Raw genomic sequence first — 14,687 nt, forward strand, 5'->3', positions numbered from 1 at the left:
TGAAAAACTTACAATGATTATATTGTATTTTTGATGTGTAAAAGTAGAGAAATGAGAATAAGTATAATAGGATTATTGTTGTGTATAGTTGTTTCATGCGGACAAGAGAAAAAGTATCATGATGCAAAACCTGATATAAAATCAATAACTAAGTCAGATAAATTAGCGGATATTTTACTTTTTCAGGAAGAACTGAACGCTGAATTCAAAAACCCTGAAACTTCTCCTTTAGCAGATAGGTTTAGAATTGATTTTGAAACATTGAATTTCTTTGCCCCTGATACTAATTATATTGTTGAGGCAAAGTTGATAAGAACTCCGGATGCACTGCCTTTTTCTATGCCAACTACCACAGGGCGAGAGTCAACAGAAGTTGTATATGGTATTGCCAAGTTTACTTTAAATGGTAAAGAACATGAATTGGAAATTTATCAATCTCCAGAGTTAATTACCCAAGACAAATATGAAGATTATTTGTTTTTACCTTTTACCGATAAAACCAATGGGGAAGAAACTTATGGTGGTGGAAGGTATTTAGATTTAAGAATACCGAATGGCAGTACAATTGTTTTAGATTTTAATAAAGCCTATAATCCGTATTGTGCCTACAACAAAAAGTTTAGTTGCCCAATTGTACCCAAGGTGAATCATCTGGACACTGAAATTAGGGTAGGGGTAAAAGCTTTTGAACATTAATCGATGAAAATAAAAAACCTCGGCAGGTATTGCCGAGGTTTTAAAACTTAAACTATAAAATCAACCATTAATTATATCAACAATTAGAAAGAGTAGATGGCTGCTACTAAGAAAGAAGATAAGCTTTTAGAAGCTGCACCATCTGCATCAAAGTAAGGCTCTACATCGCTACCCCAAGAATCTAATCTAATTTCTGGCTTAATGATCAAGTTGTCTACTGAGTAGCTACCTGTTAATGTTAATGCAAGTACACTTGGGTCGTCATCTACTAAATCAGACATTACTGTGAAATACTCACCTCTTAAACCAATAGAAAAGTCATCTGATGTTGCGTATTGTGGGTATAGAGCTACACCAGAAAAGCCTTCGCCATCATTGTCTGCATAAGCAGCATTTATTCCTAAGAAGAACTCATCAGAAAGATCAAAACCACCTGTATAGTCAATTTCGAATCCTAATGCCTCTCCACCATCATAGTAAAGGTTTAAGTACTGACCTGCATAACCTAATTGAGCTCCTGCAGAGTAAGCACCGGTTAGGTTGTTGTTCGTGTCAGTTACGTTCATAATAGCCAACATTAAGCTGAAATCATCAGAAAGTGCGAAATCTGCTTTTAAACCAACATGAGAAAAAGGTCCACTAGAGAACAAGTAAGATGTGCTGTAGTTAAAGTTACCTACAGGAGAAATTACTTCGTACCCTAAGTATGTATTGAATCTACCCATTGTTAAAGTAGTAGCATCAGATACGTTCCAGTAAGCATATAATTGATTAAGGTTGTAACCACCAACTGCATCATCGCCTCTAGGTCCAAAAACAACATCTGCAACTACACCTGTTGATTCTCCTTCGTAAGCGGCAATAATATTTGCCATACCTAGTGCGAAACCTAGTTCATTTGCAAATGAACTACCAAATGATTGAGGTGTAGCATCTGAAGCGCTTAAATTTGTTTGGTAGTATGCATCTACAGATCCGCTAATGCTTACTTTTTTCTCTTCTTCATCTTCTTGAGCTACCACACCGGCAGCTGCAAAAAGCATAAGACCTGTTGCAAAAATATTTTTTACGTATTTTGTATTTATAATCGTTTTCATAAGTTTTGATTTAATCCCCATTGGGATGAATTAATTTTGAGAAATTTATTTATTGAAAAGGTTATGTAACGGAGCGTTCTGCAAAACGCTCCGTATTTTTTTTAGTGTTGGTTCATTCTGAAATCGGCATAAGCATCCATTCCGTGCTCATGAAGATCTAAACCTTCAACTTCTTCTTCTTTAGAAACTCTAAGACCTATAGTAGCTTTAAGTACACCTAAGATGATACCAGAAGTAACAATACAGAACCCACCTACGATCAATACACCGTATAATTGCGTCATGAACTGAGCTCCACTAGCCATGCTACCGAAGATACCTACAACCAATGTTCCCCAGATACCACAGATCAAGTGAACCGCTACTGCACCAACAGGGTCATCTAATTTTAATTTATCAACCAAAGCAACACCACCTACTATAATGATACCTGCTATGAAACCAATGATAACAGCTTCGTTAGGAGACATTAAATCAGCTCCTGCAGTAATACCTACTAAGCCACCAAGAATACCGTTTAAGAACATTGTCAAATCTAAGTTCTTATAAAGAATAGTAGAGGTGATCATTGCTCCAAAACCACCTGCTGCGGCAGCTAAACTAGTTGTAACCAATACTAAAGATGTTAATTCTGGATCGGCAGATAATACTGAACCACCGTTAAAACCGAACCAGCCTAACCATAGTATTAATACACCGGCGGTTGCCATTGGTATACTGTGACCTGGTATTGCGTTTGGCTTACCGTCTTTACCGAATTTTCCAATTCTTGAACCTAAAAGGTATATTGCTACCAAAGCAGCCCATCCACCAACTGAGTGTACTAATGTAGAACCTGCAAAATCATAGAATCCCCAAGAATCCAAGAATCCGCCGCCCCATTTCCAAGCACCTACTATAGGGTATACCAAACCAACATAGATTACTGTAAATATCATGAAAGCTCCAATTTTCATACGTTCTGCTACTGCACCAGATACAATTGTAGCTGCTGTTGCCGCAAACATTCCTTGAAAAAGGAAATCTGTCCACCATGTATAACCACCATCTGAATAATCAGGCGTCATACCGCCTTCAGGGGCATCAATACCAAAACCTGCAAATTTTAACAAGCCCATATCTCCATCTTCAAAACCTGGGTACATTAAATTGAAACCCCATGCGTAATAAAGAAGTAGACCTCCGGTAATAATGAATATGTTTTTAAATAATATGTTAATTGTATTTTTTTGTCTTGTTAAGCCAATTTCTAAAAAGGCAAAACCTGTATGCATGAAGAATACCAATGCGGTAGCCAACATCATCCATACGTTATTTGCTGTAAATAATCCTGCGTCCATTTCGTTTAGTTTTTAGTTAGTTATTTTTTATTTAGTTAATACCGGCTAAACCGTCTTCCTTAGTTCTAATTCTGTATGCTTGAAGGACTTCAGAAACAAATATTTTACCATCTCCAACATTTCCAGAGTATGCGGCTTCAAGAATTTTGCTCACCGTTTTTTCAAGAAAGTCATCAGATACTACTATTGTTAAGTATCTACGCTGAATATCAGTAGTACTATAAGATATACCACGGTATACGTGACCTTCTTTTTCGTTACCAACACCTGTTACATCCCAGTAACTGAAGAAATTAACTTCAATACTGTGCAACGCTTCTTTGACTTCGTCAAATTTTGATTTTCTAATAATTGCCTCGATTTTTTTCATTTGAATAAGTTTTTGATATTGCCAAATATATGTTAAAAACATTCACACCCTAAAAATATTAGGGGATCATCGCTAATTTTTATCAGTATCTTAAATTATACCCCCTAATTTTTAGGGTTATGCTATTTATGAATGAATATTTTGATGATATCGAGAATTGGAAAAGACGATTTTAGGTTTATCGTCGAATAATCGGCAGGAAAATGCATAATTATCTAACGATTGTTTAATAAATCGGTAAATACCTGAAAAAATGTATAAAAATAAAATAGTGTATGTTGAATGTTAGTTCTATAACATTCTGCAGATCCAAAGACCTAAAGAGATCGCTAAAATTCCAACTGCCACACTCATACCCATGTATAGTGACATTTGTAGAAGAGAAGATTCTTTAAAAAGAATATTGCTTTCCAAAGCAAAAGTGGAGAAAGTAGTAAAGCCTCCGCAAAATCCGGTGGCCAATAATAATGTTTGATTTTCTGAAATGTAATTGTTCTTTAAAGAGAGACCTATAAGGATACCAATAATTAAACAACCGATAATATTAACGAGAAATGTACCTAAGTAGAAATTTGAATAGTAGGCGTTAAGGTTTTTTGATATTAAATATCTTAATATGCTACCTAAACCTCCTCCTAAGAAAACCAGTAAAATTTGTTTCATACCTTATAAAGGTAAAAACTAAACTGCTTTCTTGTAGCTGGTGGTAAGTAAATCTAATGGATAGATAACAGAAGTTGGTTTTTTAGATAGCTTTTGAGCAGATGTTTTCGATTTTTGAGAAACACTTATTAAGCTAACTGCGACCAATGCAACGTTGATACCTACTAGCACTAAAAAAATTGTAAGAAATGTCATCATAATTTATTGCACCTTTATAGATGAATAACGCAAAATTACGGTATTTGGTATATTAAACGAGGATATTGGCCGTTTTGTTGTGAAAACGTTAATTTTTGTGGTGTAGGAAAAAAATTAACTATTCTTTTAGGAAAAACTTTATAAAGAGCAGCAAAATCAAGAAAAGTGCAAAGGAAATACCGATCCATTTAACACCCTTAAAGTTTTTGCGATGAAATTCTAGATCTTTTCTGTAAGAAATGATGATTATGATGGCAAAAACCACTGCAAATAGGATTGCAAAAATGATTTGTCCGGTGCTAAACATATTTTAATATTTTTACGCAAAGCTAACCTAAAACGATAAATTAAAGATGAAAAACAAAATCAATGCGGTTAAGGAATTTCATAATTCTTTTGGTCTAGGTGTTTCTGAGAAAATGATTGCAGATTTGGGTGCAGCAAAAAATATGTTGCGTTTTAATCTAATGGATGAAGAAAACAAGGAATATTTAGAGGCTGCCCAAAATAATGATTTGGTTGAAGTGGCAGATGCCCTTGGCGATATGTTATATATATTGTGTGGTACTATATTAGAACATGGTATGCAATATAAGATTGAAGAGGTGTTCAATGAAATACAGCGTAGTAATATGAGTAAGCTGTGCGAAGATGGTAAGCCTATTTATCGTGAAGACGGTAAGGTTTTAAAAGGTCCTAATTACTTTAAACCTAATATAGATGAGATTTTAAGTAAATAAAAAGGGGGGGCAATTTGCCCCCTTAATTGTTTTTGTTAAGATTTTACTTGGTAGCGCCATCCAAATTTATCTTCAGATTTATTGTACTGAATATCTGTAATTATTTTCTTTAAGCGTTCACCAAAACTGTTTTCAAGTTCTGGTAAGTCATAATCAGTGTCTCTATAGCCAAAGCCGGCAATAGGTGAAATAACGGCAGCGGTACCTGCGCCGAACATTTCTTTTAGAGAACCGTCTTTTGCGGCGGCAACAACTTCTTTTACCGTAATTTTTCTAACCTCGGTCTTAATGCCTTGGTCTTTGGCAATTTCCAAAATACTCTTTCTAGTGATACCGTCTAATATACGGTCACTGGTTGGGCCGGTTAATAGTGTGTCATTAATTCTTATGAAAATGTTCATTGCACCAGCTTCTTCTATATACTCATGGCTGGTGTCATCTGTCCATATTACTTGATTATATCCTTTTTCAATGGCTAATTGGGTAGGGTAAAACTGACCTGCATAATTACCACCTGCCTTAGCATAACCCACACCGCCATTGGCAGATCTAGAATATTTTTCTTCGATAAGAACCTTTACCTTGCCAGAGAAGTAAGCACCAGAGGGCGCACAAGCAATGATGAATTTATATTCATTGGCAGGCGAGGCATGAAATCCATTCCCTGAAGCGAACATAAACGGTCTAATATAAAGTGATCCCCCATCTTTGGTAGGTATAAAATCCTTGTCTAAATTTAGCAGTGTTGTTAAACCTTCCATAAAGTAATCTTCTGGAATTTGTGGTATGCACATTCTTGCTGCAGAAATGTTTAAACGCTTATGGTTGTCTAACGGTCTAAATAAAAAGACGTCATTGTTCTTGTCTTTATAAGCTTTCATTCCTTCAAAAATTGATTGTCCGTAATGGAAAATCTTAGCTGAAGGATCTAGTGTAATGGGTTGGTATGGTGTAATTGTTGGAGTTTCCCATGCTCCATTTTTATATGTACAGACCAACATATGATCGGTAAATACAGACCCAAAGGCTAAATTGTCAAAATCTACTTGGTCAATTTTTGAATTTTTAACCTTTTCTATTATAATATCTTTCGTTGCAATACTCATGAAATACGTAACTTTAGTTGAATAAAATTAAACAAATATCCCTACTAGGCCTTCTTTTTTAGTTGAAAAATGATCAGTTTTGCAGGTATATCAACATTTTTGAGATTTATGAAAGGATTTAACATATTACTTGTCTTTTTGTTTGGCTTTTTTTCATGCTTTTCACAGCAAAATACTAATGTCAATTCGTCACAATTCTATGGTGATGAGTTCGAAATCACTTCTTTAAGTGATAAGAAAGAGGTAATGAAACAATTTGCGGCCATGCCGGTTTCAGATTCTTTGAACCTTCAGTTTAAAACTAAGGTGAAAGAAGTTTGTAAGGTAAAGGGCTGTTGGATGATTGTTGAATTGTCAGAAGGTAATCAAGCGATGGTACGTTTTAAGGATTACGGTTTTTTTATGCCTGCCGATATTCTGGAGAAAGAAGTTGTTTTGAACGGATTGGCCTTTGTTGAAGAAATGAGTGTAGATGATCAAAGACATTATGCTAAAGATGGTGGTAAAACGGCCCAAGAGATAGCACAGATAACAACTCCAAAAAGAACTTATAGTTTTGAGGCTTCTGGAGTTTTAGTACCCAATTAATTGGAAAGGGAAATTATTACAACGGCCGATGGTTCTACAACCATCCAGATTAAAGATTGGCAAGAGCAGTATCATTCAAAGCATGGTGCTATTCAAGAGGCTTATCATGTCTTTATTCACTCAGGTTTAGATTTGTACAAAAATCAAACTATAGATATTCTTGAAATTGGTTTTGGTACCGGCTTAAATGCCTTGATTACTTTAATCGAGTTCCAGAAAAGAAACTTAAAGGTCAATTATACTGGGGTAGAGGCTTATCCGGTTTCTAACGATGAGCTAGTTCAATTAAACTATTTGGAACAACTCAATGCACAAGCGCTAGAAAATAATTTTAGGGTTATGCATGCATCGCCATGGGAAGAAGTTGTTGCTCTAACTCCAGATTTTAATCTTACTAAAGAGCAAAAGTTATTCAAGGACATCGATGTGATAAATGCTTTTGATTTGGTCTATTTTGATGCATTTGGTGCACGGGTACAACCCGAACTATGGACGGTTGAAATTTTTCAAATTATGTTCAACGCTGTAAAAAGTGGTGGCTATTTAGTTACTTATGCAGCAAAAGGCAGTGTTAGAAGAGCAATGCTTGAGGTTGGTTTTTTGGTAGAACGATTACCGGGTCCCCCAGGAAAAAGAGAAATGCTTCGAGCAAAAAAAACATAGTTATTTAAGCATTAATATAACTTTAACGCGTTGTAGGTCAATAAGATTGGCGACAATGTTAAATCGAAATTAAATTGCATATCTACGAGCGTCAAAAGCAATATCTTTATTCCATGAAAGTATTGATAACAGGTGCAACGGGTTTAGTAGGTAGCGAGTTGGTATCTCAATGCCATGAAAAGGGTTATGCTGTTAATTACCTTACTACACGAAAAAATAAAATTGTTTCAGAAGTAAACCATAAAGGTTACTATTGGAATCCATCAAAAGGAGAAATAGATCCTAAGTGTTTAGATGGTGTTTCTGTCATAATAAATTTAGCTGGTTCAAGTATTTCTAAAAGATGGACGAGAAGTTATAAAAAAGAAATTATTGATAGTAGGGTCAATACCCTTGATCTACTTAAAAAGACACTTCTAAAGATTGAGGGGCATACCGTTAAATCTTTGGTGTCTGCCTCTGCTATTGGTGTTTATCCAGATTCCTTAAGTAATTATTATACGGAGGAAGAAACCAAGGTCGATGATAGTTTTTTAGGCGAAGTTGTAAACCTTTGGGAAAAAAAAGCCAATGAATTTAAATCTTTAGGGTTAACCGTTGCCAAAGTTAGAATAGGTTTGGTAATGTCTAAAGAAGGTGGTGCGTTGCCAGAAATGGCAAAACCGATTAAATATTATGTTGGGTCTCCGTTTGGTACTGGAGAACAATGGCAATCTTGGATTCACGTAGTAGATTTGGCAAGAATATTTGTTCATATCGCCCAGTATAAATTAAAAGGAGTGTATAATGGCGTGGCTCCAAACCCGGTTACCAATGCCAAAATGGTCAAAGAGATAGCAAAGGCATTAGAGCAACCTTTGTTTATGCCAAATGTTCCAAAATTTGTAATGTATACCGTGTTGGGTAAAATGGCTTATATTTTATTTGCCAGCCAGCGTGTTAGTAGTAAGAAAATAGAAGAAGAAGGCTTTGTATTTAAATATGTGAATATTTGCCAGGCTCTTGGTAATATATATGATACGAGTACAAAATGCGTTGATGACAAAAGTAATGTGACAAAACAATTTGTTTCATAAATAAAATAGATTCTTACCTAGATAAATTATCCGCTTTTGGCGGATTTTTTTTTATTCTTTTGTGACATTTTGACATTTTTAAAGAATTGGCAGTACTTTTGCCTGCTTTTAAACAGCGATTTAAATTACAATTAATTATGAGTGATAAAGAAAACACTTTAGACGAAGAATTCTTGGAAGACGAGCTTTTGGAAGGCGATGCACAAGATCAGAATATAGAGGCTGAAAAGGAAGATGTGGAGGAAGAAAAATCTGTAGAAGAGAGGCTAAGTGAAGAGCTTGCAAAAGAGAAAGATAAATTTTTAAGATTATTTGCCGAATTTGAAAACTATAAAAGGCGTACTTCTAAAGAACGTATGGAGCTTTTTAAAACGGCAGGTCAAGAGGTTATAGTTTCATTATTGCCCGTTTTGGATGATTTTGACAGAGCAATGAAAGAATTGGCTAAATCTGATGATAAGGAGGTTTTTAAAGGAGTTGAGTTGATCAATGTTAAGTTTAGAGAGACTTTGAAGGCTAAAGGCTTAGAAATGGTAGAAGTTAATGCAGGTGATGTTTTTGATGCAGAAATACATGAGGCCATTACTCAAATACCTGCACCCGATAAAAAAATGAAAGGTAAGGTCATAGATGTTATCGAAAAAGGATTTAAGTTGGGAGACCGTATCATTAGGCATCCAAAAGTAGTAGTAGGAAATTAAATAATTGGAATGAAGGAAGATTATTATGAAGTATTGGGCATTAGTAAAAACGCTACTGCTGCAGAGATAAAGAAGGCTTACCGTAAGAAAGCATTACAATTTCACCCAGATAAAAACCCTGGTGACAGTACTGCTGAAGAGAAGTTTAAAAAATCTGCCGAAGCATATGAGGTGCTTAGCGATCCAGATAAGAAAGCTCGTTATGATCAATTTGGTCATGCTGCTTTTGAAGGCGGTGCCGGTGGTTTCGGTGGCGGCGGTATGAATATGGATGATATCTTCAGCCAATTTGGTGATATTTTTGGCGGTGCTTTCGGAGGCGGCGGCTTTGGCGGTTTTGGCGGCGGTGGCGGTCAAAGAAGGGTGAAAGGAAGTAACCTGCGCATTAGGGTTTCCTTGACCTTGGAAGAAGTTGCCAACGGTGTTGAGAAAAAAGTCAAAGTAAAAAGAAAAGTACAGGCAGAGGGCGTTACCTATAAAACGTGTACTACCTGTAACGGAAGAGGACAGGTTACCAAAATTCAGAATACTATTTTAGGTAGAATGCAAACCGCAGCGGTTTGTAGTACTTGTGGAGGTAGTGGTCAAATTTTAGATGGTAAACCTGGTGATGCAGATGCACAGGGGCTAAAGGTTGCAGAAGAGACTGTTTCTATTAATATACCTGCCGGTGTAGAGGAAGGTATGCAGTTAAAAGTGCCGAATAAAGGTAACGATGCTCCTGGTAACGGAGTACCGGGCGATTTGTTGGTAGCCATTGAAACACAAGAGCATAGTACCTTAAAAAGAGAAGGTGATAATTTACACTACGATCTTTATATAAGTATTTCAGATGCCGTACTGGGTACATCCAAAGAAATAGATGCTGTGGGTGGCAAGGTGCGCATTAAATTAGAACCTGGTATACAATCTGGTAAGATTTTAAGATTAAGAGGTAAAGGTATTACCAGCTTAAACGGTTATGGTGCCGGTGATATTTTGGTACATGTAAATGTTTGGACACCTAAAGAATTGAATAAAGAGCAAAAAGAATTCTTTGAGAAAATGCAGGGCAACGATAATTTTGAGCCTAAACCAGAGAAATCGGATAAGTCCTTTTTTGAAAAAGTTAAAGATATGTTCTCTTAATTGCGAATTATTTGGTTATTAAATAAAAAACGTATATTTGAGATAATATTGGGCAACCAATATTAATTTTCTTTTTCATAGCAATTTTTTTCCCATCCTTGATTCATCGAGGGTGGGTTTTGCTTTTTTAGGCACCTAGTTTTCTCTACTATTTACCATAGAATTGTTTTTGGTATAATCATAAAGAGTACAGCAGGTCAAAACATTTCAATATCTTTGTAGAAATTGAGTACATGAGTCACATTTTGGTCGCTAATGATGTCACCAAACAGTTTGGGAGCCATACGGCATTAAAGAACGTTTCCCTAGAAATTCCTAAAAATAGTATATACGGTTTATTGGGGCCGAACGGTGCAGGTAAGACTACATTGATCCGTATCATTAATCAAATAACTTTTCCTGATCAAGGTTCTGTGTATTTTGATGGTGAACTCTTAAAGACCGAACATATTGCCCAAATTGGGTATTTACCAGAAGAACGCGGTCTTTATAAAAGTATGAAGGTTGGTGAGCAAGCACTGTATCTTGCGCAACTAAAAGGTCTTTCTAAAGCAGAAGCGAAAAAGCGTTTAAAGTATTGGTTTGAAAGGTTGGAGATCGGCGACTGGTGGAACAAAAAAATACAAGAACTTTCTAAGGGCATGGCTCAAAAAATACAGTTTGTGGTAACGGTACTTCACGAACCTAAATTGTTGATTTTTGATGAACCGTTTAGTGGTTTTGACCCTATAAATGCCAACATTATCAAAGAGCAGATCTTAAGCTTAAAAGATAAAGGAACTTCGATCATATTTTCAACACACAGAATGGAATCGGTAGAAGAATTGTGCGAGCATATTGCCTTAATTCATAAATCGGAAAAAATATTGGACGGTAAACTGTCCGATATTAAAAAAGCCTATAAAAACAATATTTTTAAAATAGGTTTAGAAACCGATAATCAAGAACTATTGATAAATGAAATGAAAGATAAATTTCAGATTCTTACCCAACATTATGATGATTTGGAAAATCAGTTGAATTTAGAGGTACAATTGCCTTCCAATGAGTCAAGGGAAATTTTATCATTTCTAGGTACAAGGGCAAACGTTAATGAGTTTAAAGAAACTATACCTTCTGCAAACGATATTTTTATAAAAACTATTCAGAACAAAAATATCGATCATGAATAAATTGCCACTAATAATTAAAAGAGAATACATAGCCAAAGTACGTAATAAGTCTTTTGTGGTTATGACCTTTTTGAGTCCCTTTTTAATGGTGGGTATGATATTGTTGATTGCATATCTAACCCAATTGAACGACAATGACAAAAAGGTGATTGGGGTATTAAATGAGAGTGGATACTTTGCCAACGAATTTGTAACATCTGAAGCTACTTCTTACATAAATTTCTCTGATATTTCATTAGAAGAGGCAAAGGATTCTACCTTGAGTTTGGGTTTTTACGGACTTATTTATTTGCCTAAAGAATCGAACCTAGAGAAGGTAGCGAAAAGAGCTTTTTTCTATAGCCAAGATGCTCCTAGCTCTACAGTACTTGATAAATTGGAGTCTTCTATTAATAGTAGGCTACGGCAAGAAAGATTGCGTGAGTTGGGTGTGTCTCCAAAGGAATATGCGGAAATGGATCGTGATTACGCCATTAATATAGAAACCTTCGATGGTACACAGAATGTAAAGGGCATCAATGAAATAAAAGCTATCATAGGCGGAGCATTTGGCTACCTTATAATGATGTTCATTATTATTTATGGCGGATTTGTCATGAGGAGTGTCATTGAAGAAAAAACCAGTAGAATAATCGAAGTCATTATTTCATCGGTTAAGCCATTCCATTTAATGATGGGTAAAATTATTGGTACCTCATTGGCAGGTATAACTCAATTTGGAATATGGATTATTTCTGGTGGGATTTTACTGGTGGTTGGTTTGGCAATTTTTGATATTGATCCCGCTAGTTTAACCAAAGGCGGAGCAGTAGCGCCTGGTATGGTAGGTGGTACAAATGTAAATGTTGATTCGCTAACTCAAAATGTGCAGTTATATGCACAAGAAATATTTGAGATTCCCATTATAGCTATGTTGGTATTTTTTATTATTTATTTCGTTCTGGGGTATTTAATTTATAGCTCTATTTACGCGGCTATTGGAGCTGCCGTAGATAATGAGACAGATACCCAGCAATTTATCTTTCCAGTAATACTTCCGTTGATGTTGGCTATTTATGTGGGATTCTTTTCTGTATTTAGTAATCCTAACGGACCTATTGCAGTGGCTTTTTCACTATTTCCGCTAACCTCACCAATAGTTATGTTAATGCGTTTGCCTTGGGGTATTGGTGAAGGTGGCGTACCATTATGGCAATTGATTACATCTATTTTAATTTTAATAGGTACTTTTATAGGTATAGTATGGGTAGCGGCAAAAATCTACCGAGTAGGAATATTAATGTATGGTAAAAAACCTAGCTATAAAGAATTGTATAAGTGGCTTAAATATTCGTCATAATGCAGGAAGGTACAGAAAAAATTAAGGAGATAATTGAAGATGATGTCTGGGGTACAATAAAGAAATTTTTAGATCTGGGTTATCATTTTGGTGAAGGAGAAAAATCAATTCATATCACCGTAGGTTTACTTTTATTACTTACGGTAGCCTTCTTGCTTACCAGTACCATATTACAAGCAATACGTAGATTTTTTACCAGAAAAATGGAAGTAGATGATAAGCTTAAGTTTATCAGTATTTTCAAATTTATTAAGTATTTGGTCTATGTAGTGGTTATTCTTTTTACCATGAGTGCCGCCGGTATAGATATTACTATTCTCATAACGGCATCGGCTGCATTGTTTGTAGGTCTGGGGCTGGCTTTACAAGAAATTTTTCAAGACATTATAGGAGGTGTTTTTATCATTGTTGACAAGTCTTTAAGAGTTGGCGATATAATTGAAATTGATGATAAAGTAGGTAAAGTTTTTGAAATTAAATTACGAACTACAAGAGCGATCACTAGAGATGATAAAGTGATAATTATACCTAATCATAAATTTATTAGCGATATAGTTTATAATTATACTCAAAACCATAAAACCACCAGAGAATTGGTTCGTATTGGTGTAGCTTACGGTAGTGACGTTGACCTGGTGACTAAGATATTATTAGATGTGGTAAAGTCACAAAGAAGTATATTAAAAAGCCCTAAGCCCTTTGTTATTTTTGAGGACTTTGGGGATTCTGCACTTGTTTTTGCCGTCAACTTTTACATATCAGATAGTTTTACCGACCCTAAAATAAAAAGTGAAATAAGGTATAAGATAGATGCTGAGTTTAGAAAGCATAACATTTCTATTCCTTTTCCACAAAGAGATGTTCATTTGTACCAACAGGCACCTTTTCAACATAGCAATGTATTAAATACGGACAGTAATGAAAAAGCATAAGAATGCTTTCCTTCCGTTTCTGTGTGTAATGATGTTGATTGTAGAATCAATTTTTTCTCAAACACCAGATGTCTTTAGAATGGAGTACATGCTAATGCCCGAGAATAGTGGCGAGGTTGAAACTTCTCGTATAAAGTTAGTTCTCAATGTTCCAATAGCAGTCCGTGATAAAAAGGATTACGTGGTTGTGGGGGCAGAGTATAATAGGTACAATTTTGAGGTGCCCGATGATTTGTTTCCAGATTCTGGGGATTTGAGTAAATTTCATGTTTTAGATGTCAACTTCGCTTATTTATATAAGTTAAGTGAAAAATGGAATCTTATAGGAGTTGTAACGCCACGTTGGTCTTCAAATTTTGTTGAGGAATTACAAGACGATGATTTTAACATGAACTACACGGTTGGTGCGTATAAAAATGTAAAAGATATAGAAAAACCTTATATGCTTGTAATGGGTATATCATATAATGGCACATCTCCTATAGATGTTCCATTGCCATTTGTTTACTTTGAAAAACGATTTCACCCCAAGTGGTCTTACGTATTGGGTGCTCCAAAATCTGGCATGAAGTTTTTTACCAAAAAGGGACACTTTTTTCAAACGGAGATTTTTTTAGATGGATATTACGTCAATATTCAAAATGATATATTGTTACCTGGTAATAATTTGTCTACAGATGTATCGTCTACGGCATTATTATTGACATTAGGTTATCAGTATAAAATAACTAAGGATATGTCCGTTTACTTTATAGGTGGTAGATCTATTTATCAGAATAGCGCATTAAGAAACATAGAAAGAGAAGACATTTTTACGTTGAACGATGCAGCGGGACTTTATTTTAGAACAGGAATTAGAATAGGAATTTAAAAAGCAG

At 35.3% G+C, this 14,687-nt stretch carries 17 protein-coding genes; 11 read left to right on the forward strand and 6 right to left on the reverse strand.

Going from position 1 to position 14,687, the window contains the following annotated elements:
- The first annotated feature begins 51 nt into the window (after window positions 1–51).
- Complete coding sequence (locus DCS95_RS10415; RefSeq protein WP_116770708.1) at window positions 52–696, forward strand: DUF1684 domain-containing protein; 645 nt, start codon at window positions 52–54, stop codon at window positions 694–696.
- An 83-nt stretch (window positions 697–779) separates the two neighbouring features.
- On the opposite strand, the gene DCS95_RS10420 is transcribed toward DCS95_RS10415, so the two are convergent.
- The 5 genes from DCS95_RS10420 to DCS95_RS20245 form a co-directional block, all read right to left on the reverse strand.
- Entirely contained in the window at window positions 780–1,793 is a 1,014-nt protein-coding gene (locus DCS95_RS10420; protein WP_116770942.1) for an outer membrane beta-barrel protein, read from the reverse strand.
- A 101-nt stretch (window positions 1,794–1,894) separates the two neighbouring features.
- Window positions 1,895–3,133, reverse strand: coding sequence for an ammonium transporter (locus DCS95_RS10425; protein WP_116770709.1), 1,239 nt, complete (start codon window positions 3,131–3,133; stop codon window positions 1,895–1,897).
- Between the two features lie 31 nt (window positions 3,134–3,164).
- A complete protein-coding gene (locus DCS95_RS10430) occupies window positions 3,165–3,503 on the reverse strand; it encodes a P-II family nitrogen regulator (RefSeq protein WP_116770943.1) in 339 nt (112 codons plus the stop codon).
- A gap of 291 nt (window positions 3,504–3,794) precedes the next feature.
- On the reverse strand, window positions 3,795–4,166 hold the full coding sequence (gene crcB, locus DCS95_RS10435) for a fluoride efflux transporter CrcB (RefSeq protein WP_116770710.1): 372 nt from the start codon (window positions 4,164–4,166) through the stop codon (window positions 3,795–3,797).
- An 18-nt stretch (window positions 4,167–4,184) separates the two neighbouring features.
- Window positions 4,185–4,364 (reverse strand): hypothetical protein, encoded by a 180-nt coding sequence (locus tag DCS95_RS20245; protein ID WP_159303338.1) that lies wholly within the window; start codon window positions 4,362–4,364, stop codon window positions 4,185–4,187.
- Window positions 4,365–4,717: 353 nt separating this feature from the next.
- Between DCS95_RS20245 and DCS95_RS10445 the strand changes: the two genes are divergently transcribed.
- Complete coding sequence (locus tag DCS95_RS10445) at window positions 4,718–5,104, forward strand: pyrophosphohydrolase domain-containing protein (protein ID WP_116770712.1); 387 nt, start codon at window positions 4,718–4,720, stop codon at window positions 5,102–5,104.
- Between the two features lie 35 nt (window positions 5,105–5,139).
- Here the strand turns inward: DCS95_RS10445 and DCS95_RS10450 are convergent, their stop codons facing one another.
- A complete protein-coding gene (locus DCS95_RS10450) occupies window positions 5,140–6,210 on the reverse strand; it encodes a branched-chain amino acid aminotransferase (protein ID WP_116770713.1) in 1,071 nt (356 codons plus the stop codon).
- A gap of 108 nt (window positions 6,211–6,318) precedes the next feature.
- On the opposite strand from DCS95_RS10450, the gene DCS95_RS10455 reads away from it, so the two are divergent.
- The 9 genes from DCS95_RS10455 (at window position 6,319) to DCS95_RS10495 (ending at window position 14,680) form a co-directional block, all read left to right on the forward strand.
- Window positions 6,319–6,798 carry a DUF4920 domain-containing protein gene (locus DCS95_RS10455; RefSeq protein WP_116770714.1) on the forward strand — a complete coding sequence of 160 codons (480 nt, stop codon included), beginning with the start codon at window positions 6,319–6,321 and terminating at the stop codon, window positions 6,796–6,798.
- Entirely contained in the window at window positions 6,799–7,461 is a 663-nt protein-coding gene (gene mnmC2, locus DCS95_RS10460) for a tRNA (5-methylaminomethyl-2-thiouridine)(34)-methyltransferase MnmC2 (protein WP_116770715.1), read from the forward strand.
- A 113-nt stretch (window positions 7,462–7,574) separates the two neighbouring features.
- The gene (locus tag DCS95_RS10465; protein WP_116770716.1) at window positions 7,575–8,537 is read left to right on the forward strand and encodes a TIGR01777 family oxidoreductase; all 963 of its coding nucleotides are present in this window, start codon (window positions 7,575–7,577) and stop codon (window positions 8,535–8,537) included.
- Window positions 8,538–8,674: 137 nt separating this feature from the next.
- On the forward strand, window positions 8,675–9,238 hold the full coding sequence (locus DCS95_RS10470) for a nucleotide exchange factor GrpE (protein ID WP_116770717.1): 564 nt from the start codon (window positions 8,675–8,677) through the stop codon (window positions 9,236–9,238).
- A 9-nt stretch (window positions 9,239–9,247) separates the two neighbouring features.
- On the forward strand, window positions 9,248–10,366 hold the full coding sequence (dnaJ, locus tag DCS95_RS10475) for a molecular chaperone DnaJ (protein WP_116770718.1): 1,119 nt from the start codon (window positions 9,248–9,250) through the stop codon (window positions 10,364–10,366).
- Window positions 10,367–10,599: 233 nt separating this feature from the next.
- A complete protein-coding gene (locus DCS95_RS10480) occupies window positions 10,600–11,538 on the forward strand; it encodes an ABC transporter ATP-binding protein (protein WP_116770719.1) in 939 nt (312 codons plus the stop codon).
- Window positions 11,531–12,877: an ABC transporter permease gene (locus tag DCS95_RS10485; protein WP_116770720.1), complete on the forward strand. Its 1,347-nt coding sequence runs from the start codon at window positions 11,531–11,533 to the stop codon at window positions 12,875–12,877. The genes DCS95_RS10480 and DCS95_RS10485 overlap by 8 nt, the downstream gene beginning before the upstream one ends.
- A complete protein-coding gene (locus tag DCS95_RS10490; RefSeq protein WP_116770721.1) occupies window positions 12,877–13,809 on the forward strand; it encodes a mechanosensitive ion channel family protein in 933 nt (310 codons plus the stop codon). The genes DCS95_RS10485 and DCS95_RS10490 overlap by 1 nt, the downstream gene beginning before the upstream one ends.
- Window positions 13,796–14,680, forward strand: coding sequence for a DUF6268 family outer membrane beta-barrel protein (locus DCS95_RS10495; protein WP_116770722.1), 885 nt, complete (start codon window positions 13,796–13,798; stop codon window positions 14,678–14,680). Before DCS95_RS10490 ends, DCS95_RS10495 begins: the two co-directional genes overlap by 14 nt.
- The last annotated feature ends 7 nt before the right edge of the window (window positions 14,681–14,687 follow it).

This window comes from Maribacter litoralis (assembly GCF_003075045.1).
Taxonomy (GTDB): domain Bacteria; phylum Bacteroidota; class Bacteroidia; order Flavobacteriales; family Flavobacteriaceae; genus Maribacter; species Maribacter litoralis.